The sequence below is a fragment of the Tannerella sp. genome (assembly GCF_052170195.1).
Lineage (GTDB): Bacteria > Bacteroidota > Bacteroidia > Bacteroidales > Tannerellaceae > Tannerella.
This window is the reverse complement of sequence record NZ_JBQNAZ010000042.1, coordinates 1-22,495: the sequence shown is the minus strand read 5'-3', so window position 1 is coordinate 22,495 and position 22,495 is coordinate 1. Positions and strand designations below refer to the sequence as shown.

Genomic DNA, 22,495 nt, shown 5'->3' with positions numbered 1-22,495 from the left:
AAGCTGCCGTGCAACAGTGTACGGAATCTCAAAAATACCTTTTAGAGGAAAGGTAGCAAAAAATGACAATTATATACAAACACATCCGAACCGGGCTTTCGGAATGATAGTTGCTAAGTCGAAAAAAAGCATAGCATGTTGTTGAGAGAACCATCAATCACAATACAGAATCCGATTCTTATTCGTGTGATATACCGAAAGTGAGGATAGAGGTAGCTGAATTTTTCGATCCGCAATATGTGTGCTATTTTGTTTTTGCTTATCGATGTGTGACACTTACGATTGGAATATACATCCCGGGAAAAAGCTACCGATCGTTTTTTTAACTCTGAAATATTCGCTACCTTTGTCAATTCTTAAAACGAGATGGAACAAAGTTCGAAACAAGGATATTTTCTTCAGTGGTTGATTGGTGTGGGCGATTTAATCATATTAAACGCCTTGTTTTTCGGCATTTACTATGCCCTCGAACCGGTATATACCCAGCCTATTGCCCACAGTTTTAAAGAAGTGATATTGCTGCTTAATTTTTGCTATTTCTTTGCCTTGTACTTCGTACCGATCAAAATACATCTCTCCATCGTGTTTCTGGATAATGTCGTACAGCGCTCGTTTACCCTTGTTACGTTTCAAACATTTCTGTTCTGCACGTGTCTGACATTCTTGAAGGTAGGTAGTTCATTGGTCATTTTCCTCTTTCTCTACTACGTTTCTGTGCTGTTAGGTCTGTCTTTATGGCGGATTCTGATGCGTATCTTTGTTAAAATCTATCGTCGAAAAGGGTATAATGCCAAGAATATCATTATTATCGGAGCCGGAAAAAACGGGATGGAACTTTATAACGTGCTTCGAGATGATTTGGCGTACGGATTCAACGTTCTGGGCTTCTTCGACGATAATACGGCACTGAAAGAGATCCTGCCTAATTATTTAGGACGAATCGAAGCGATGAACGATTTTGTTTCGGAGCATAAAGTGCATGAAATTTATTGTACGATCCCCGGGTCGAGCAGTGACAAGATATCGAATTTGCTGCTCTTTGCCGAGAAGCATATGATTCGTTTCTATATCGTTCCGGAGTTTTACCGCGATATTAAAAAAAGTATGGTGATGGAGATCATGGAGTTTATCCCTTTGCTCTCGATCCGTAATGAACCTTTGCAATCGGTCTCGAATCGAGCGGTTAAACGAACTTTCGATATCATCTTTTCCACACTCGTGCTTGTCTTTCTTTATCCGGTGCTTTATATCGTAATTGGTTTGTTGATCAAATTAAGTTCTCCCGGACCGATCTTGTTTAAGCAGAAACGCACCGGCATATACGGTAAAGAGTTCGACTGTTACAAATTTCGGACAATGAAAGTAAATAAAGACGCCGATTTGGTGCAAGCTGTTAAAAACGATCCGCGTACCACGAAAATCGGAAGTTTTCTTCGGAGAACTAACTTGGATGAAATGCCTCAGTTTCTTAATGTCTTGTTTGGTGATATGTCGGTCGTAGGGCCGCGTCCTCATATGCTCAAACATACGGAACAATATTCCAAACTGATCGATAAGTATATGGTGCGTCACCTTGTTAAACCGGGCATTACCGGTTGGGCGCAGATTACAGGATACCGCGGAGAAACGAAAACGTTGGAACAAATGGAAGGACGTGTGAAGCGCGATGTATGGTATATCGAAAACTGGTCGTTCTTCCTGGACTTGAAAATTATTTTTGTGACAGTCTTCAATATGTTCCGAGGCGAAAAAAATGCCTACTGATATGGGAAGGATTTTGGCTGTTGATTATGGACAGAAACGTACCGGACTGGCTGTTACCGATACCCTGAAGTTGATTGCTAACGGACTGACCTCTCTTCCCAGCAGCGAAGTGGCAGGGTACATTGCCCGGTATGCGTCACAGGAGCCGGTCGAGTTGATTGTTGTCGGTTATCCGAAACAGATGAATAACGAACCTTCGGAGAACATGAAGCGTGTAGAAGCCTTCGTGGCTCAACTCACGAAAATACTTCCTGCTATTCCGGTAGAGTATTATGACGAGCGTTTTACGTCGGTCATGGCTCAGCGAGCGATGATTGACGGAGGTTTGAAGAAGAAAAAACGTCAGGACAAAGGACTGGTCGATGAAATTAGCGCCGTCCTGATTTTGCAGGGATTTCTCGAAAGATTAAGAAATAAAGGTTAAAAACAGAATATTATGATATTGCCGATTTATACATACGGACAACCCGTATTGAGAGAGCCGACAAAACCGATAGATAAAGACTATCCCGATCTGAAAAAGTTGATTGCCGATATGTTCGAAACCATGTATCATGCCGATGGTGTGGGGCTGGCTGCACCGCAGATCGGCCGGTCTATCTGTCTTGTTGTGATTGACGGAACACCGGTAGCTAACGATCGTATCGAATGCAAAGATTTTAAACGGGTTCTGATCAATCCGGAGATTATCGAAGAGAGCCACGAAACAGTGACGTTCGAAGAGGGTTGCCTGAGCTTTCCGGGTGTTCATGAGAAAGTAACCCGTCCGGAAAAAATCAAAGTAAGGTATATGAACGAACATTTTGAGCCGCAGGAGGAGAGCCTCGAGGGGTTTGCCGCACGGATCGTTTTGCACGAGTACGAACATCTGCAAGGGCACGTGTTTATCGATAATATATCGGCGATTCGCCGGCAACTCAACAAGGGTAAACTGAATAACATCATCAAGGGAACGACGTCGTGCTCCTACCGTATCAAACCGCTGAAGAAATAATGAGATGAGATGAAACGAACGTTCGCCTTCTTTCTTTTTCTGTCCTGCATGATCACGACCCAAGCACAGGTCAATACCGATCGGGTGATGGCCATCGGCAGAAACGCGCTTTATTTTGAGGATTATGTGCTGTCAATTCAGTACTTCAATCAGGTCATCAAAGCTAAACCGTGGCTGGCTGAGCCTTATTTCTACAGAGCCGTGGCGAAGCTGAATCTGGACGATTTCAAAGGTGCGGAGGAGGACTGTTCGTTAAGCCTTGCGCGAAATCCGTTTTTGGCGCAGGCTTATTACGCGCGTGGCATTGCCCGTCAGAGCCTTGAAATGTATGATGAAGCGATTGAAGACTATAATAAAGGACTGGAGTTTAAACCCGGCGATCGACCGATGATGTCGAACAAGGCGATTGCTTATGTGCAGAAAAAGGATTTTAGCGATGCGGAACATGTTTTCGAAGATTTGATCCGCGCTCATCCCAAATATTCGCTCGGCTATCTGACGCGCGGTGCCATGTATCTGGAGAAAGGAGATACAGCGCTTGCGCTAAACGATTACGACAAAGCGATAGAAATTGACCCATATCATGCTCCATGTTATGGGAATCGGGCGATCGTACTCTATCAGACAGGTCGTTTCAAGGATGCCTTAGCTGACTTGAACGAAGCCATCCGCCTGAATACACGTGAGAGTGGCTACTACATTAACCGTGGACTCGTTCGTTATCAGATGAATGATTTGCGAGGGGCTATGGCCGACTATGATCAAGTGATTGATATGGACAACAGAAACTTGATTGCCCGTTTTAATCGCGGTCTGCTGCGTGCGCAAGTAGGAGACAATAACCGGGCGATTGAAGATTTCGACGTCGTGCTCGAGCAGGAGCCGGATAATTATATGGCCTATTACAACCGCGCCCTGCTGAATCATGAAGTGGGTGATTACAGAGGAGCCGTACGAGATATCAACGTGGTGTTGAAGCAATATCCCAATTTCTTGCCCGGCTATTACAGTCGTGCCGAAGCCAAACGAAAACTGAACGATTTGAGCGGCGCCGATCGGGATTACCTCATGGCTATGAAGCTGGAGCAAGATAAGCGTCAGGGCCATAAGCCCGGTGGGGAGACATCCGGAAGCACCGAAAAAGAAACGAATACGCGTGAAGAGTCCGACAAGAATATCGACAAGTTTAATCGGTTGGTCGTTTACGATAAGAAAGATGAACAGAAAAATAAGTACCAGAGCGAAATACGTGGCAGGGTACAGGACCGCAACGTACATGTCGACCTCGAACCACAGTTTATCCTGACGTATTACGAAAAAAACAGCGAAGTACAGGAGTCTGTCTATTACGATAAGACGGTCGAGCAATTTAATGCACGCATGGTGCTGGCATGGAAACTGTTACTGACAAACAATGAGGCAGCTTTGACCGAGGATCAAATTGCCATGCACTTTGCTTCCATCAACGAGTATTCTGCTAAAATAGAGAGAGAACCTAATAATCCTGATAACTACTTCGGACGCGCCATCGATTTCATGCTCGTGCAGGATTTTGCGGAAGCTATTCGTAATTTCGATAAAGTCATTGAACTGGATCCGTCTTATACTTTGGCTTATTTCAATCGAGCTTCCGTTCGTTACAAGCAGATGGTGTATAATCTGTCGCAGGGTCATACGGATGAACAGGCAAGTACCCGAACCATAAACGTTCAATTCGGCAGTAGCAAAACTCCCGCCATGAATGAAAATGCGGTAAACGATCTGCCACAAGGCCGATTGAAAGAAGAGGCGAAAAGCTATGAACACGAAATGATTATCCGAGACTATGACATTGTCATCCGGCAAGCTCCCGGCTTCATTTATTCATATTACAATCGCGGTAACTTGCGCTGTGCCCAGCGTGATTTTCGTGCGGCTATTGCCGACTATAACGAGGCTATCCTGCGCGATCCCGAATTTGCCGAAGCATATTTCAATCGTGGCCTCGCAAGGCTCTCGCAAGGTGATGCTACGCAAGGTATTGCCGACCTGAGCAAGGCCGGTGAACTTGGTATTCTGAATGCTTACAGCATCATCAAGCGCATGACGGTTAACCAGTGAATTGGCGTGTTGATTCATGATCAGTAGGTTTATAACAGGTATTCCTGTGATGAGAAGAGGGTGGAAAATGCGGTAAAATCGGGCGTGAAAAATTTTTTGAAGGCGGGAAATTAAAGATTCTGCAAAAAATAGTTACCTTTGTGCCCTAATTTCAGATTTTCAGTAAAAAACAATGATAAAAATTACATTTCCGGATCAGTCTGTAAAGGAATTTGCAGAAGGTACGACTCCGATGGAGATTGCAAAAAATATCAGCCCTCGTCTGGCACAGGAAGTATTGGCTGCCAAAGTAAACGGAGAAGTGTGGGATTTAACGCGTCCGCTTATGCACGACACGGCGATACAGCTTTTGAAGTGGGATGATGAAGACGGTAAGCATGCTTACTGGCATTCGAGCGCTCACCTGATGGCCGAGGCTCTACAACAACTCTATCCGAACGTTAAGTTTGGCATCGGGCCGGCTATCGAAAACGGATTTTATTACGATGTTGATTTGGGAGACAATGTCATCACCGATAGCGATTTTGCGAAGATCGAGGCCAAAATGATGGAGCTGGCCGGCAAAGGAGAAGAGATTCAGCGGGCAAGCATCTCGAAGGAAGACGCTATGAAAATGTTCGGCGATCGCGGAGAAGTCTACAAGACGGAGCTTATCAGTGAGCTGGAAGATGGACAGATATCGACCTATACACAAGGTACGTTTACCGATTTGTGTCGGGGGCCGCACCTGCCTAATACATCGTATATCAAGGCTGTTAAAATAACAAGTGTCGCCGGCGCGTATTGGCGTGGCGACGAAAAACGGAAGCAACTCGTGCGTCTCTACGGGATCACGTTCCCCAAGAAAAAGATGCTCGATGAATATCTAACGATGATGGAAGAAGCGAAGAAGCGCGATCATCGTAAAATAGGGCATGAGTTGGAATTGTTTGCTTTCTCGTCTGCTGTCGGTTCGGGTTTGCCGTTGTGGTTACCGCGTGGTACCCAGTTACGCCTCAGGCTCGAAGATTTCTTGAAACGTATCCAGAAAAAGTATGGATATCAGCAGGTCATGACCCCGCATATCGGAGGTAAATTATTATATGTAACTTCCGGACATTATGCCAAATATGGCAAAGACTCGTTTCAGCCTATCCACACGCCGCAGGAAGGTGAAGAATTTTTGCTGAAACCGATGAACTGTCCGCATCATTGCGAAATTTATAAAATCACTCAGCATTCTTACAAAGACCTGCCATTACGTCTGGCAGAATTTGGTACGGTTTATCGTTACGAACAGAGCGGTGAATTGCACGGTCTGACAAGGGTGCGCGGATTCACGCAGGATGATGCCCATATCTTCTGTCGCCCGGATCAGTTGAAGGATGAGTTTTTGAAAGTAATGGATATCATCTTTATTATTTTCAAAGCGCTCGACTTCGAGAATTTCGAAGCACAGATATCGTTGCGCGATCCGGAAAATAGAGAAAAATATATTGGTTCGGACGAGAACTGGGAAAAAGCCGAACGTGCCATTATCGAGGCTTGCGAAGAAAAAGGCTTACCTGCGAAAGTGGAACTGGGAGAGGCCGCTTTCTATGGCCCGAAGCTCGACTTTATGGTAAAAGATGCCATCGGTCGCCGCTGGCAGTTAGGTACTATACAGGTAGATTATAACTTACCCGAGCGTTTTGAACTGGAATATACGGGCGACGACAATCAGAAGCACCGTCCGGTTATGATTCACCGTGCTCCTTTCGGATCGATCGAACGCTTTGTGGCTGTCTTGATTGAGCATACGGGAGGTAAATTCCCGTTGTGGCTGACACCCGACCAGGTGGTAGTACTGCCTATCGGAGAGCGCTTTAATGACTATGCGCATCAGGTTGCCAGAGAATTGGAACAGCACGATATCCGTGTGCTCGTAGACGACCGTAATGAAAAGATCGGTCGGAAAATCCGTGACAATGAGCTGAAACGAATCCCTTACATGCTGATTGTTGGCGAGAAAGAACAAGAAAATAACGAAATATCGATAAGAAAACAAGGAGAAGGCGATCAGGGTACGATGAAAATTGCTACCTTTGCCGCGCAAATCACTGCCGAAGTAGGCGATATGATGAACCGGTGGGAGAAAGAACAAAGAAATTGATACAATAGAAAAGGAGGATTTTTATTATTTGGACAATCAAAAGAAGATGAAAAACGACAGACTGAAGGAGCAATACCGGATTAATGAACGTATTCGGGTGCCCGAAGTTCGCTTAGTCGGTGATAATGTAACTCAAGGGGTATATCCTATTGAGAGGGCTTTACAGATCGCCGAAGCCCAAGAGATGGATTTAGTAGAGATTTCACCGAACGCCGATCCTCCGGTATGTAGAATCACCGATTATCAGAAGTTTCTCTATCAACAAAAGAAGCGACAGAAAGAACAGAAGGCAAAATCGGTGAGAATTGTCGTGAAAGAGATTCGGTTTGGGCCGCAAACAGACGACCACGATTACAATTTCAAGTTGCGTCACGCCAAAGAGTTTTTGGGAGAAGGAGCCAAAGTAAAAGCTTATGTGTTTTTCAAGGGACGCTCCATTCTTTTCAAGGAACAGGGTGAAGTGCTTCTGTTACGGTTTGCCAACGATTTGGAGGAATACGGAAAATTAGAGCAGATGCCGGTACTGGAAGGAAAGCGTATGACGATCATGCTCAGCCCGAAGAAGAGCAGTAGCTCGGCAAAGCAGGCCTCAACCAAGGTGACAGGAACTACGCCTCCGTCAAAACCTGCCGAAACGGCCTCCAAAGAGTAATCCGTTTGAAAAAAAAGTAAGATAAACTTGTATTTACATATTTATATTAACAACTTAACAATTTAAAAAAGAGTTATGCCAAAGATGAAGACTAATTCCGGTGCCAAAAAGAGGTTCGCCCTTACCGGAACAGGGAAAATCAAAAGAAAACATGCTTTTAAGAGTCATATTCTGACGAAAAAGACGAAAAAGCAAAAACGAAACTTGACCGCGACCGGTTTGGTAGACAGTGCGAATGTACGTAGTGTGAAGGAAATGCTTTGCATGAAATAAATCAGGAGCAAGAGATTATTCATTATTTTATTAACCGAATGTTTAGCTCCCAAGATCATCTGAAAAGGTGGCGCTGACATTCAAAAATTCAAAATTATGCCAAGATCAGTAAATCATGTTGCTTCAAGAGCAAAAAGAAAACGGATTCTGAAACTTACGAGAGGGTATTATGGAGCTCGTAAAAACGTATGGACAGTTGCTAAAAATACGTGGGAAAAAGGGTTAACCTATGCTTTCCGCGACCGTCGTAACAAGAAACGTAATTTCCGCGCATTGTGGATACAGCGTATCAACGCTGCCGCACGTCTGGAAGGTTTGTCGTATTCTCGCCTGATGGGGGGATTGCGCGAAGCAGGGATCGAAATCAACCGTAAGGTGCTGGCCGATTTGGCCGTGAATCATCCTGAAGCTTTCAAGGCTGTGGTCAACAAAATCGCCAAATAACATGCGACATTACTCTTAGTCTATTTTGTAATGAAGAGAGGGTGTGCCCAAAACGGTACACCCTTTTTTTGTTTGATTGTCATGATGAACATTCTCTAACGGGGGGAAGTCCCGAGTGAGCCCTAATAGCGGGAATCACATAGCCAAGGGCAAGGGTGTCCATTGCGAGTGTAATCTCAAAGAAGCCGGCGGCAAACATCCGACCTGACGAAGAGACACTTGATATAAGGCTGAGGGTATGGATAAGGCTGCAAGAAGAGGCAAAGTGCCAAAACTACTCGGAAATGCACTTAGTAGATCAAGCAGGTATAAGTTGAAAAGACGCGAAAACACGTACGTCCGTATGCAGCAAAATTTATATACGGGAGAAAATAAATTTACATCCGTATGTAAGTTTACGCGCGTCCGTATGTAACGAAATTTATATACGGACGAAAATTTTCGCGCATCCGTATGTACGTAAAATCCGAGCGAGAATGAGGTGCGGGTGCTCTTCTATACTTTTGGACGACTATTGAGTGGCGTATTCTTGTTTATTTGTTCTATCACGTATATAGATTCTCTTCTTCCCAGCTTTTTATTGCTTTAAGTAAGGCTATTGCTTGACTGTTGTTAGGGTATTTCTGTAGTGTTGCCTTTATTTGTTGTATAGGCTTTGGGCTTTTACCTAAACAAACTATTCCAAAAAACAGTATCTGCGCATAGTCTATTTCATAGGCTGATGGATTGTTTTTCACCAATATTTCTCTTATCGCAAGGGCTTCTTTATATGCCTGTTCTGCCTCTTTTCGATTATTGATTTGGTAGTATAAAACAGCCAGATTATTCAATGTCATGGCCAAATCCGGATTATAGGCCTGAGGATTTTTCTTTGCGAGTACTCTGTATATCTCCAAGGCCTCTTGAAAACAGTCTTTGGCTTGCTTCGGCTCATTGTGTTTGTGGAATAAGGCCCCCAGATTGTTCAATGTCATGGCCAAATCTGGATTATAGGCCTGAGGATTTTTCTTTGCGAGATATCTGTATATCTTCAAGGCCTCTTGATAACAGTCTTTTGCTTGTTTTATCTCATTGTTATTGCTGAGTAAGTTTGCCAGATTGTTCAATGTCCCAGCCAAATCCGGATTATAGGCCTGAGGATTTTTCTTTGCGAGATCTCCTCTTATATCCAAGGCCTCTTGATAATAGATTTGGGCTTGCTTTATTTCGTTGTTATTGCTAAGTAAGTTTGCCAGATTGTTCAATGTCATGGCCAAGTCCGGATTATAAGCCTGAAGATTTTTCTTTGCGAGATCTCTGTATATCTTCAAGGCCTCTTGATAACAGTCTTTTGCTTGTTTTATCTCATTGTTATTGCTGAGTAAGAGACCCAGATTGTTCAATGTTGAGGCCAAGTAGGGATTATAGGCCTGAGGATTTTTCTTTGCGAGATATCTTCTTATCTCCAAGGCCTCTTGATAACAGTCTTTTGCTTGCTTCGGCTCATTGTGTTTGTGGAATAAGGCCCCCAGATTGTTCAATGTCATGGCCAAGTCCGGATTATAGGCCTGAGGATTTTTCTTTGCGAGTTCTCTTCTTATCTCCAAGGCCTTTTGATAACAGTCTTTGGCTCGTTCTATCTCGTTCTTTTTTCTGAGTAAGAGACCCAGATTGTTTAATGTCATAGCCAAGTCTTGATTGTAGGCCTGAGGACTTTTTTTTACGAGTTCTCTTCTTATCACCAAGGCCTCTTGATGGCAGTCTTTCGCTTGCTTTAGCTCATTGTTATTGCTGTATAATAGACCTAGATTGTTCAATGTTAAGGCCAAGTAGGGATTATAGGCCTGAGGATTTTTCTTTGCGAGTGCTCTGTATATCTTCAAGGCCTCTTGATAACAGTCTTTTGCTTGCTTCGGCTCATTGTGTTTGTGGAATAAGGCCCCCAGATTGTTCAATGTCATGGCCAAGTCCGGATTATAGGCCTGAGGATTTTTCGTTGCGATTGCTCTATAGGTAACTAAGATTTCTTCATAATATTGTTTGGCTTTGGTGAAGTCATTAAGAGAATATAGCAGGTGGGCATAGCCGAAGAGGTTTTTGAGAGATCGTTCAATCGCGATCAGCTTCTCATAGAAATTGCAAGCCTCGTCAAATGAAAACTTGGTCTTGGCTGCTTCGATTAGCTCCCTTAAAACCTTAATAGCCTCTTCATTCCTTTTTTCTTCATACTCTTCGTAAATCCGTGTGAGGCTATTGTCGCTTCTGCCGATCACTACTTGCCGGATGGATTCTAAAGTATCGGCTAATAGAGTTTTTCCACTTTTCTTCAACTCCTCTATTACATGTAATAACTCGGCCGAGTGTTCGAACAGATTTCGGACTATGATTTGCAATGTCTCGCGTAAAGAAAGTTCTATCTCTCGATTGTGGTATAAATCTTCTATGGCCTGTTCTGCTTTTGCTTGACCATCTTTGATTGGCAGTCGCTTTAAGTAGTTCTCAATATCCCGTGGATCAATGCCTCTTGCTTTGATAGCTTCTATGATTTCTGCATGTTGCTCTCTATTCTCCAATTGGGTCAAGTAGTTGTAAGCTGCTTGATGTTTGGATTCAGCAAGTCGTTTCTCAAAACGGGCAATAAAATCTCGTATTTCTTGATCCTCCGCCTCGAATGAAGCGGGACTTTGGGCATAGGCTTCTAATGCTTGGGTTAGGTTGATTCGTGTGGTTGTTGCCACATCGTGTTTTGACCAATCGTTTATGGCATATTCGAAAGCGGATCGGATCTGCTCATCGACTTCAGAACGATGAAAACTGTGGATATTCAAGCCGATTTTAATCGCTGCTTTTAATGCATACTCGCATAATGTAAGGGTCATATTTATAGATGTTTGTGTTTTAAATTGTGGGTATAAAATAATAAATGTTTTTTTGTTACAAATGTAAGAAAAAACTTTTGGAATGTAAAATTGAGCTTATATATTGGTTTCTTGTTAATTTTATAGTGTATCTACTTGACCATCATGTTACCATTTTTGTTTATATGACTATCTCCAAAAGTCTAAGACTTTCTCACTCTCGTTACAGATAAAGTAATTTTTAACACCATAAGTCCCATAGAAAATTACAATCTATTCGACTTGTTTACTAAATTACGTTTTCTCTTTCCGCGCGCATTTAGATTATGTATAAAAAGAGAGAAATCGGAAGATTTTTCCGGTTTTATTTAGGGTTTATGCCTAAACGTTTGCTTTATATACAAACGATAATGAATGAAACGCGAAACGTTACATAGTTTTTTCGACGGAACGGCTACGTCCGAAGAGGTACAGTCGGTCAAGGAATGGCTGGCCGAATCGGAGGAACACATGAAGGAGCTGATATCCGAACGTGCTTTTTTCGACGCGCTGATCTTGTCAAAAAATGAAGAGGAAACATCTATCCTGCGTGCTGAAAAACAACGGAGAGTTTATCGCAGGATAGGAGTAGAGCTGCTGAAAATTGCTGCTGTGGCGGCTGTCATTGCTGGAATAGCTTTCTCGGTTTACTCGGCGAAGATGAACGAAGTCAGATCGGAAAGGCATACGCTTACCGTTCCGGCCGGGCAACGCGCGAATCTTCGTCTGCCGGACGGTACGAACGTGTGGCTCAATGCCCGTTCGGTTATTACCTATCCATCGTATTTTTCGGACGACGTTCGCGAGGTAGAGCTGAACGGCGAAGCTTATTTCGAGGTCGCCCACGATGCCCGCCATCCTTTTGTCGTGCATACCGAACGCTACGATATCAACGTGCTGGGCACGAAGTTTAATGTCGAGTCGTATACTGACTCGAGATCATTCTCTACGGCTTTGATGGAGGGAGCTGTTGAAATTACGGTTGCGGACGATCCGCTTCATTCCATCAGGCTGGCACCGAATCAAAAGGCTGTCGAAACAGATGGGCGGCTGTCGGTGACGGCGATCGATGAGTATGAAAGTTACCGTTGGCGTGAAGGGCTGCTTTGCTTCCGGAACACTCCCTTTGAAGAACTGATGTCTCGCCTCGAAAAATGTTACGGCATTACTGTCCGGATCGAAAACGACCGGATCAGGCGGAAGGTTTTCAGCGGTAAGTTCCGCGTATCGGACGGAATGGAAAATATATTGCGCCTGCTCCAACAAGAAGAGCGTTATGTGTTTGAACGTGACGAATCCGAGTCGGTCATTTACATTCACTGAAAATTCATGCTAAATATCTAATTCCATCATAAAAAACATTTAACAATATGGCAAAAAAACATTTATCAAAGAATCCGGATAAACGGAATCCTTTATTCAGAAACTTGTTCCGATGTACGAACATGTTTGTGCTATCGTTTTTACTGGCTTCCGGTAGTATACATGCCGGCGTATTGTCGGAGCAGGAGAACAAAGTCTCGCTTGAGAAAAACAACGTTCGTCTCGAACAGATTATTCATGAAATCGAATCTCAGTCCGGCTATTTGTTCATTTACTCGGGCGATGTAGACATCAAGCGCGAGTATTCCCTCAATGTACGTCAGCAGGGAATTCGGGAGACATTGCAGGAATTGTTCGGCAATTCCGGTATCAAGTATCGAATCGACGGTTCTTATATCGTCCTTTCGAAAGACAAACAAGAAGCCGCTAAACAATCGGTTACTCAGGCCTCGCGACGTATCAGCGGAAAAGTGGTTGATGCCGAAGAGCGGCCGGTGATCGGAGCCAATGTCGTGGAGAAAGGCACAGGCCACGGCGTGATCACCGATGTCGACGGGCGTTTTTCGCTCGAGGTTCCGGAGAAGGCTGTTCTTCAGATCTCGTACATCGGCTACGTGACACAGGAAATTATGGTCAGAAACCGTAAAGACTTTTCTATTGTGCTGGAAGACGATACTAAACTCTTGGACGAAGTGGTCGTAGTCGGTTACGGCACGCAGAAGAAAGTGAGCGTTACAGGGTCTGTCGTACAGATTCAGGGAAAAGAGCTGTTAAAGAATCCGGTATCGAACATCTCCTCGATGCTTACCGGGCGTTTGCCGGGTATTACTTCTACGCAGGTTTCGGGGCAGCCGGGTAGCGACGATGCCAGCATCTTGGTAAGAGGATTTTCAACGACCGGAAACAATGCTCCGATTATTTTGGTCGACGGGGTGCAGCGTTCGTATAATCAACTTGACCCTTACGAAATTGAGTCTGTTACCATTCTGAAAGATGCTTCGGCAGCAGCGGTATATGGAATGCAGGCAGCTAATGGAGTCATCTTGGTTACTACAAGAAAAGGTGTTGCTCAGAAGACTAAAATCACGTATTCGACGAGTTTTTCGTCCAACGAAAATACCGCTTTCCCAAAATTCCTTGATGGGCCTCAATATGCGTATTACTATAACAAAGCCCGTGAAATGGACGGAAGAGATCCTCTGTTTACGGAAGATGACGTAAATAAAATGAGAAATGGAGATCCGAGCGGTAAACTGGGAAATACGAATTGGCTGGATGAGATTTTCCAGACAGGACATACCCAACATCATAATATTGCCGTAAACGGAGGAAATGAAAATGTGAAGTACTACGTTATGGCCGGATATTATAATCAGAAGGGAAATATCAAGAATTTCGATTTCGAACGCTATAACATTCGTAGCAATGTAGACGCCAATATCACGAAAAACCTGTCTCTATCGTTAGATATTGGTGCCCGGCTGGAAGAAAGAAAAGCTCCGGCTTTAGACGCAGGACAAGGTGGCGGAATCAAAGGAAGCGCTCATAGTTACAGTATCCTTAGGCAAGCGGTGAAGGCTTTACCCTTCCTTCCGAAAGAATACGAAGGCGTTCCTACCGGTTCGAAAGTGAATCCGATACCAATGAACCCGATTGCGGCAAGAGATTTATCGGGATACAACAATACGACCATGGCGGTTTTGCAAAGCAACCTCTCTTTGAAATGGAATATCCCCCATATAAGAGGCTTGCATATCAAGGCGATGTTAAGCTACGACCATGACTATACGTACGGAAAGAATTTTAAGAATACGTATGAGTTGATGGGGGCAGATATTACCCAATTGCATACGGATAAATTTTACACTAAAAATAATTTTCAGGCCATCTCAAGACCTTCTCTGACCGAGTCGATGGGAAGAGCATCCCGGTTTACCGGCCAATATTCGATCAACTATGCCAATACGTTCGGCGATCACGATGTGACGGGATTGTTCCTTTATGAACATTCCGACAGAAGATTCAATAAATTTCATGTATCCGGGATTGATCTGGATATTCTCGGTTTGGAAGAGCTCGACCTGATGAATAAGATCAGCGATATCGGAAAAGGGTTTGGCGGAGAAAGCAAAACATCTCCTCGGGCTGGCTATGTCGGACGTATTACGTATGCCTACAAACAGAAGTATCTGGCCGAACTGTCGGGTCGCTATGACGGATCGTATAAATTTGCGAAGAATAAACGCTGGGACTTTTTCCCCGCGCTCTCTTTGGGATGGAGAATCTCGAACGAAGATTTCTTCAAAAACAACTCGAACCTCTCTTTTGTCGATGATCTGAAAATAAAGGCTTCATACGGTAAATTGGGGAATGATGCGGCGGTGGATCCGTTCTCTTACCTGAGCTACATGAAGTTTATTTCGGAAAACGCATCGGTTATCTTCGGAGAAACTCCTCAGAGGGCATTGATGACCGATGTCGTAGCAAGTCCCGATATGCTGTGGGAAGTAGCTACCACCTATAACTTCGGACTCGAGTCCATGTTTTGGGGGGGCAAACTTGGCGTAGAATTCGACGCGTTTTATAAAGTGACTTCCAATATTCTGCGCAAGCCTTCTTCTTATCCGCCTTCTGTCGGAAAGTATTACCCCATCTACGTGAATGAAGGGATTGTAGATAGCCGCGGGTTTGAATTGACGCTCTCTCATAATAATCGCATCAATGACTTCAACTACCGAATCAGAGCCAATGTGAGCTGGGCTCGGAGTAAAATAATCAAATGGGACCAAAGCCCGAATATCCCTTATTGGCAGAAGAATAACGGACGTACCGTCGGACAAAAAGAAGGTTTTATCGCGTTGGGTCTGTTCCAAAGCGAAGAAGAGATTGCCAATTCGGCCGTTGTGGCAGGTAAACCGACCCGTCCGGGAGACATCAAGTATAAAGACCTCAATGGGGATGGAAAAATTACGTACGATCAAGACCGTACGTTTATCGGCAAAAGCAACTATCCCGAACTGATTGCCGGTTTGAATCTGGGGGCCGACTGGAGAGGATTCGACTTCTCGGCACTGTTTCAGGGCGGAGCGATGTCGGATGTCGCGTTGATGGGATCCTACTACGGAGTAGGTTGGGATAACACGCAGTTTACACGTCCTTTCTACGGAGGCGGAAACTCTCCCGTTTACCTGATGGAAGGCGCATGGCGGCCGGATAACCCGAATGCCAAATATCCGCGTCTGACACTCGAACCCGACAACAACGGATACGCCAATACGCTATGGCTTATCGACGGTTCCTATGTGCGTCTCAAAAGTGTTCAATTAGGGTACAGCATCCCTAGAAGGATGATACAGAAGATAGGGGCTGATAATTTGCGCCTTTATGTTTCAGGATCGAACTTGTTTACATTAAGTCACATGCCGTATATCGATCCGGAGGCTCCCGATGTAAACAACGGGTATTATCCTCAACAGAAAACGTACAGTATCGGATTAAACATTACTTTCTAAAATAAGCAAATTATGAAAAATAAATTTTATCATACGATCTTGTTATTCGGCTTTATTCTTTTTGTCGGCTGTCAGGACTTTTTAGATCCTACGCCTACCAATAAATATTCGAATAAGTTCACGTGGGAAAGTGAAAAAAATGCCACCCTTTATTTAAATGGGTTTTATACTTATATAGGAACTTACGGAAACTTTGGAAACGGACAGTTCGGCGCAACCCTGCTGACCGATGGTCTTACCGACCAACTCAAATATGCCGGAAATGTTGCGGGAGTAGGTACGCCTAATCTTTACGCGTACTACCCCGAACGCATCACGCCCGACCAGAACTCGCTCGGTGTTTGGAACGATGCTTACGAAAGAGTGCGCCGTGTCAATGAGGCCTTGTTGGGATTAAATGAATTTGCCAAATTTCCAGACGAGAAGAAAAAAGATTATGAAGGACAGTTGCGTTTCTTCAGGTCTTATCTTTATTTCCAATTGATGAAGCGCCATAAGAGCGTCATTTTATTAGATAAGCCGACTTCTCACAAAGACAATCCGAGAGCATCGGAAGCCGATGGATGGGATTTCATCGAAAAGGATCTGAATGAAGCCATCGCTTCTCTGCCGGTTACTCGTCCGGCTGCCGAATCGGGACGCCTGACGAAAGGAATGGCTTTGGCGTTTAAATCAAGAGTGATGCTTTATGCCCAGCGGTGGGATAAGGCCAAAACAGCCGCTCAGGAATGTATCGATTTGAAAGATGATAAAGGGGGGCTTGTGTACGAACTCAATCCTGAATATCGAAAAGCTTTTGCGAGCTACGAGCAGGGAAACAAGGAAGCGATCCTGTATTTCCGCTATGTTTCCCCTGCCCCAACGCATAACTTCGACAAGAACTACGTGCCCGGAGGCGATTATGCCGGACTGGGGGCTTTGGCGGGTCCTACGCAGGAAATGGTGGAAGAATATGAACTGGCAACCGGAGGAAAGCCCGATTGGAGTAAATGGCGTTCCAAAACAACCGAAACACCGCCATACGAACTGTTGGAGCCTCGTTTCAAAGCTTCCATACTCTACAATGGCGCTTCCTGGAAAGGTCGTAAAATTGAAGCTTTTGTGGGAGGTGCCGACGGCTTTCAGGACTATGGCTCTGCTTCGGCGTCGAACGGACATACCGTTACCGGGTATTTCTTGAGAAAAAATCTGGATGAAAAAAATACGGATGTGGAAAAAAACCTCAGCACACAACCCTGGATCGAAATTCGTCTGGCCGAAGTGTACTTGAATTTGGCGGAGGCTGCGGCCGAGTTGAAAGACGCGGCAACGGCTAATCAAGCGCTTACTGCCGTAAGGAAACGTGTAAGTCTGCCCTGGAGTGCCAAAACCGGCGATGCTTTAATGCAGGCTGTACGTCATGAACGAAAAGTAGAACTGGCTTTTGAAGGACAATATTATTGGGATCTTCGCCGGTGGAACAGAGCCATGACGGAGCTTAACAACGTGCGTTTTCATGGGTTGAAAATAGAAAAGGCCGGAGATTCGTTCAGTTATCAGTATGTGGTTGTAGACGATCAGGTAAGAAAATATACCGAAAGACTTCAAAAGTCGTTTCCCATACCTTCTGCCGAACTTGCCAACAATTCGGCTATTCAGCAATTAGATGAATGGAAATAAAAACAGAAAGAAAGATGAAAAATATTTATTTTAGCATATTGTGCAGCATAGCCTTATCATTAACAGGCTGCCAAACTCCCGAGGAGTTGGTGATGGATGAATCTTCGGCCGGAGCACACGGATTTAATGTTAAATTCTCCGATGGGTCGGGAGACTTTTATCCCGAGAAAGCCGCTCCTTATAACGACGGAGATGTGTTGACATTTGTTGTTCCCTGGTTCTATCCCGAAGACAGCAACAACGAGACGGATCTGACGAAGATGAAGCTGTATGCTTCTTTACCGAATAATGTGACCGTAGAACCGGGATTAGGCGGTATCTTTGATTTGACGAAGGAACATCAGATTACCGTTATTTCGCCGAATGGATCGAAAGCCAGACTGACGGTCAAAGGAGAACGTCGGAAGAGTTCCAAGAAAATGATCACCGAGTTTTCGCTTTCCAAAGGAATACAAGGGATTATTTTCGAAGATAAGAAAATGATCGGACTTATTTCCGGAGGATTGGATCTTTCGAACATGGTACCGACCATCAAGGTATCGGCACATGCTACGGTTTCTCCCGATCCGTCGTTGCCGCAGGATTTCAGTAAACCGGTGGAATATACCGTAACGGCTCATGATGGATCGACACAGAAATATACGGTGCAAATTCTTATTCCCGATAAGATTCCGTACGGATTGCGTAAAGAAAGTGCCAAACAACTGTTCAGCATTCGTCTTTCCGATATCGGGATTAATCAAGGTAATCACTGGAGTACCGGCATCGCCGTATCTTCCAAATATGTGTTTATCAATACACGGAATTCCGATTTGACGTATGTCGACCGTTTCACGGGCAAAAAGGTAGGTGCTATTTCGTTGCCTTTCAAATCCAGTTTGGGGAACTTCTTTATTACGAATGATGATCATGATAATTTGCTTATCTCGAATTACAACAACAAAGCCGGAGGAACGTTGACGATCTACAGAATAAAAGATACCGCCAATCCGGAGAAGTACATTGAATTCAAAAATGCTCCCGTATCGGGACGCCGAATGTCTGTTACCGGAAGTCTGGATGGAGATGCGATCATTTTCGCTCCTGCCGATAAGTCGAGCAATGTTCTTTACTGGACGGTAACCGGTGGCGTATTGAAGTCGCAGGAACCGCAGGTGTACACGGCCGATGAGACGAAGATTAAATGGAACTTTGTCGCCGATATGGCCGCTATAGAGAAAGATTTGAACAAAGGTTTGTTTATTGCCGGTTACGGTCCTGTGAATGCCGTCGGGTTCTTCAATGCAGATGGAACGCTGAATACCGGGGCAAACTTAACCGGTCTGGGAATAGATAATCATGTGAACCATGCACTCGATTTAGTGGTATTTAACGGAGCTGCTTACCTTGCTTTAGGCAGTCAATTCTATGCAGCGAACGCAACCGGTTTCATTTTCGATGTGACGGTTCCTTCGAGTATCGGAGGAGATAATGCGCTCGTATATAAATCACCTTCGTTGCCGACCGACAACAACGCAAACTCAACGGCAGACATTCATCTGAAAGTTTCTGAAGACGGATTGAAAATGGTGTTGTATCTCTTCGGTACCAATGGAGGAGTAGACGCTTATGAGTTCGATTGTATCGATGTAAGTAAACTGATGTAATTATAAATTGTTTTTACGGGGAAGGGGATTCAATGCCCTTTCCTTTTTTATGTTTTATGATGAAATATCCATACGCTTATTTATTACTGCTTATTTTTGCGTTTCTTTCCGCCTGTGGAGAAAAAAAGAAAGAATTGCCCTGGGAATGGCCGAAAAAACCGGACACACCCGATGTCACGCCGGCTTCGGAGAAGCCCCGCTTTATCTGGATCGATGCGGCCGCCAATTTCCCCGATTTTGCCGACAGCAAGGAGAACATTGCCCGTGATCTGGCGCTTGCCAAAGACGCCGGTTTTACCGACGTGGTCGTGGATGTGCGTCCGACCAGCGGAGACCTTCTCTTTCGTTCTTCCGTGCCCGGTTCCAAACCGGTTAGTTGGCTGGGAGCTTGGGTGAAAGGTACGTATACGAAAATCGAACGGAAGGCAACGTGGGACTATCTTCAGGTTTTTATCGACGAAGGCCATCGGCTGGGATTAAAGGTTCATGCCGGGTTCAACACCATGACCGGCGGCAACAGTAACTCGCTGGGAGCGGAAGGTATCCTCTTTCGCGATGCCTCGAAAAAGAACTGGGCAACCTCCGAGAATCTCGCTTCCGGTATTACGAATACTTTGAATAACGGTCAGCGAAACACCAAATTTTTTAATCCCGTAAACCCCGAAGTGCAAGACTACTTGTGCGCCTTGCTGAAAGACCTTGCTCAATACGATTTGGACGGGATTTTCCTCGACCGGGGACGCTTCGACGGTATTCAGTCCGATTTCTCCGATCTGACGCGCAAACAATTCGAGGCTTATATCGGAAAGCAAGTAAACAATTTCCCCGACGATATATTGCCTAAAGGCGCTACGATGGTCGATATAAACAAGATGACGTCTTATCCCCCTTATTTTAAGAAATGGCTTGAATTCCGTGCTAAAGTGATGCACGATTTTATGGCGAAAGCCCGTAAAGCGGTTAAAGACACGAATCCGAAGGTGAAGTTCGGCGTATATGTCGGCGGATGGTACTCTATTTATTACGAAGTGGGTGTCAACTGGGCGAGCAAGAAATATTCCGCTTCCGATTACCGTTGGGCTTCGGCCGAATACCGCAAGTACGGGTATGCCGACTTGATGGATCAGATGCTGATCGGAGCTTACGCCTCGCCGCTCAAGGTCTATGGAAGTACGGAGTGGACGATGGAAGGATTCTGCCGTTTGGCGAAAGAGAGAATCCGAAAGGATTGTCCGATGGTGGCCGGTGGTCCCGATGTGGGCAACTGGGACCTGAAAAATATAGCTACGCCCGCGCAGGAAAACGAGGCCATTGTGAAGTCCGTCAAAGCTTGCATGGACGCTTGCGACGGATATTTCCTTTTCGATATGATCCATCTGAAACTGGCCAATCAGTGGAACTATGCCAAAGAGGGTATCCGGTTGGCTACCGGAAACAGCAGTAAGTAGCAGAACACTTTTTTTATTACGATCAAAATTTATTTTCAAGAAAAGCAGAAACGTATGAAACGATTTTTTGTGTATGTATTAGGGTGCGTCGTGTTTGGCGGAGGATGGAACGCTCCGGAAGCCTCGGCGCAGGCGGCCGTCGAAGGCCGTGTGACATGTGAAGGAAAAGGCGTGTCGAACGTTGTCGTTACCGACGGACAAACGTGTGTGACGACCGATCGCGAAGGGCGTTACGTGTTGCCCGCGACCGATCCGACGGCCGAGTTCGTCTATGTATCGACGCCGGCGGGGTATCTGCCTCCCGACAGTGCGGGTATTCCACGGTTCTATCGGGCGATCGACCGCGCGAAACCGCAACGGCATGACTTTTCCCTCCGCCGGAATCCGAAGGATGATCAGCGTCATTTGCTCGTCGTACATGCCGATCCGCAGTTTTTCAGCGAAGAGAATTTCGCCTCGTACGTCGATATCGTCGCCGATTGCCGGCAAACCGTCGACGCGTACAGGCAGGGTGATGTGTTCGGCATCGATTGCGGCGATCTCGTGGGCGACAAGCCGCAGCTTTACTCGCGTTATATCGACGAACTGAGCAAGGTCGGAGTCCCCTTCTACCGCGTATTGGGCAACCACGACATGCACTACGGAGGCCGCACCGACGAACTGTCGACAGCCACCTATACCCGTCATTTCGGGCCGGCCTACTATTCGTTCAACCGTGGCAAAGTACATTACATCGTACTCGACAATGTTTTTTACATCGGCCGCGATCATTTCTACATGGGCTATATCACCGAAAAAATGTTTCGCTGGTTGGAGCAGGACTTGTCGCATGTGCCTGCGGGAAGCACCGTCTTCGTGGCGATGCATATTCCGGCGCGACTGGCCGAGAACCCCGAACCCTTCACGTATTCGAACGAGCAAATGGGCGGACAAACGATCAACGCGCAGGGATTGTTTGAACTCTTGAAACCCTATCAGGCGCATATCCTGACCGGACACATGCACTACAATAAGAATATCGTACACTCGCCGCAACTGTACGAACATAACACGGCGGCCATCTGCGGCACGTGGTGGCAGGGAGCGTATTGCCTCGACGGTACGCCGCTCGGCTACGGGGTGTACGAGGTCGACGGCGATCGGGTAACGTGGTATTTCAAGAGCGCCGGTCATCCGCGCGACTATCAGATGCGTGGTTTTCCGGTCGGAGCCAATACGGAATTTCCCGACGACGTGACGGTGAACATCTGGAACTGGGATGCCGGATGGAAGGTCGAATGGTACGAGGACGGACACCTTCAGGGCGAGATGACCCGTTTCGACGGTATTGATCCCGAAGTCGTGACCATGTGTGCCGACAAAGACCGGCTGAGGTTTAAATGGATTGCACCGATTAAAACGGCGCACATGTTTCGGGCGACGCCCGCCTCGCGGCAATCGACCGTCGAAATCGTAGCCACCGACCGATTCGGAAACCAATATAAAACAAGTATACAACCGACAAAAAACAAGTAAACAAAGGAAGAGCCATATCCTGCCGAAGCGGAATAAACCGCGGGTAAGGCTGATATCCTGTTTCAGGAAACTGAGTATCCGGCATTCAAACAGCTGTTTTTACCCTGGAAACTGAGTATCCGGCATTCAAACAGCTGTTTTTGTCCTGGAAACTGAGT

Annotated in this window: 15 protein-coding genes; 14 read left to right on the top strand and 1 reads right to left on the bottom strand. The window is 45.5% G+C overall.

Translation table 11 applies throughout. The features are described 5' to 3' along the window. Positions 1 to 366: 366 nt before the first annotated feature. The 8 genes from ACTTKA_RS10080 (at position 367) to rplT (ending at position 8,358) form a co-directional block, all read left to right on the top strand. Positions 367 to 1,764: an undecaprenyl-phosphate glucose phosphotransferase gene (locus tag ACTTKA_RS10080; RefSeq protein ID WP_442724933.1), complete on the top strand. Its 1,398-nt coding sequence runs from the start codon at positions 367 to 369 to the stop codon at positions 1,762 to 1,764. Between the two features lies 1 nt (position 1,765). Then, entirely contained in the window at positions 1,766 to 2,188 is a 423-nt protein-coding gene (gene ruvX / locus ACTTKA_RS10075; protein ID WP_442714508.1) for a Holliday junction resolvase RuvX, read from the top strand. A 12-nt stretch (positions 2,189 to 2,200) separates the two neighbouring features. Beyond that, positions 2,201 to 2,758 carry a peptide deformylase gene (def, locus tag ACTTKA_RS10070; protein ID WP_442714507.1) on the top strand — a complete coding sequence of 186 codons (558 nt, stop codon included), beginning with the start codon at positions 2,201 to 2,203 and terminating at the stop codon, positions 2,756 to 2,758. 9 nt (positions 2,759 to 2,767) lie between these two features. Beyond that, complete coding sequence (locus tag ACTTKA_RS10065) at positions 2,768 to 4,858, top strand: tetratricopeptide repeat protein (protein WP_442724932.1); 2,091 nt, start codon at positions 2,768 to 2,770, stop codon at positions 4,856 to 4,858. 172 nt (positions 4,859 to 5,030) lie between these two features. Then, positions 5,031 to 6,989: a threonine--tRNA ligase gene (thrS, locus tag ACTTKA_RS10060; protein WP_442724931.1), complete on the top strand. Its 1,959-nt coding sequence runs from the start codon at positions 5,031 to 5,033 to the stop codon at positions 6,987 to 6,989. A gap of 46 nt (positions 6,990 to 7,035) precedes the next feature. Further along, complete coding sequence (gene infC / locus ACTTKA_RS10055; protein ID WP_442724930.1) at positions 7,036 to 7,641, top strand: translation initiation factor IF-3; 606 nt, start codon at positions 7,036 to 7,038, stop codon at positions 7,639 to 7,641. Positions 7,642 to 7,716: 75 nt separating this feature from the next. Continuing rightward, complete coding sequence (gene rpmI / locus ACTTKA_RS10050; protein WP_014225682.1) at positions 7,717 to 7,914, top strand: 50S ribosomal protein L35; 198 nt, start codon at positions 7,717 to 7,719, stop codon at positions 7,912 to 7,914. A 96-nt stretch (positions 7,915 to 8,010) separates the two neighbouring features. Continuing rightward, positions 8,011 to 8,358, top strand: coding sequence for a 50S ribosomal protein L20 (rplT, locus tag ACTTKA_RS10045; protein WP_124750601.1), 348 nt, complete (start codon positions 8,011 to 8,013; stop codon positions 8,356 to 8,358). A 545-nt stretch (positions 8,359 to 8,903) separates the two neighbouring features. Here rplT and ACTTKA_RS10040 read toward each other — a convergent pair. Continuing rightward, on the bottom strand, positions 8,904 to 11,216 hold the full coding sequence (locus ACTTKA_RS10040) for a tetratricopeptide repeat protein (protein ID WP_442724929.1): 2,313 nt from the start codon (positions 11,214 to 11,216) through the stop codon (positions 8,904 to 8,906). A gap of 393 nt (positions 11,217 to 11,609) precedes the next feature. Here ACTTKA_RS10040 and ACTTKA_RS10035 point away from each other — a divergent pair, with 393 nt between their 5' ends. From ACTTKA_RS10035 to ACTTKA_RS10010, 6 genes are read left to right on the top strand one after another with little or no spacing between them, the layout of a single operon-like run. Further along, positions 11,610 to 12,557 carry a FecR family protein gene (locus tag ACTTKA_RS10035; RefSeq protein ID WP_442714504.1) on the top strand — a complete coding sequence of 316 codons (948 nt, stop codon included), beginning with the start codon at positions 11,610 to 11,612 and terminating at the stop codon, positions 12,555 to 12,557. A gap of 47 nt (positions 12,558 to 12,604) precedes the next feature. Continuing rightward, on the top strand, positions 12,605 to 16,069 hold the full coding sequence (locus ACTTKA_RS10030; RefSeq protein ID WP_442724928.1) for a TonB-dependent receptor: 3,465 nt from the start codon (positions 12,605 to 12,607) through the stop codon (positions 16,067 to 16,069). A 12-nt stretch (positions 16,070 to 16,081) separates the two neighbouring features. Continuing rightward, entirely contained in the window at positions 16,082 to 17,728 is a 1,647-nt protein-coding gene (locus ACTTKA_RS10025) for a RagB/SusD family nutrient uptake outer membrane protein (protein ID WP_442724927.1), read from the top strand. A 14-nt stretch (positions 17,729 to 17,742) separates the two neighbouring features. Continuing rightward, the gene (locus tag ACTTKA_RS10020) at positions 17,743 to 19,374 is read left to right on the top strand and encodes a DUF5018 domain-containing protein (RefSeq protein ID WP_442724926.1); all 1,632 of its coding nucleotides are present in this window, start codon (positions 17,743 to 17,745) and stop codon (positions 19,372 to 19,374) included. A 59-nt stretch (positions 19,375 to 19,433) separates the two neighbouring features. Continuing rightward, positions 19,434 to 20,822 (top strand): alpha amylase family protein, encoded by a 1,389-nt coding sequence (locus tag ACTTKA_RS10015; protein ID WP_442724934.1) that lies wholly within the window; start codon positions 19,434 to 19,436, stop codon positions 20,820 to 20,822. 54 nt (positions 20,823 to 20,876) lie between these two features. Beyond that, positions 20,877 to 22,337 (top strand): calcineurin-like phosphoesterase C-terminal domain-containing protein, encoded by a 1,461-nt coding sequence (locus tag ACTTKA_RS10010; RefSeq protein WP_442724925.1) that lies wholly within the window; start codon positions 20,877 to 20,879, stop codon positions 22,335 to 22,337. Positions 22,338 to 22,495 lie beyond the last annotated feature (158 nt).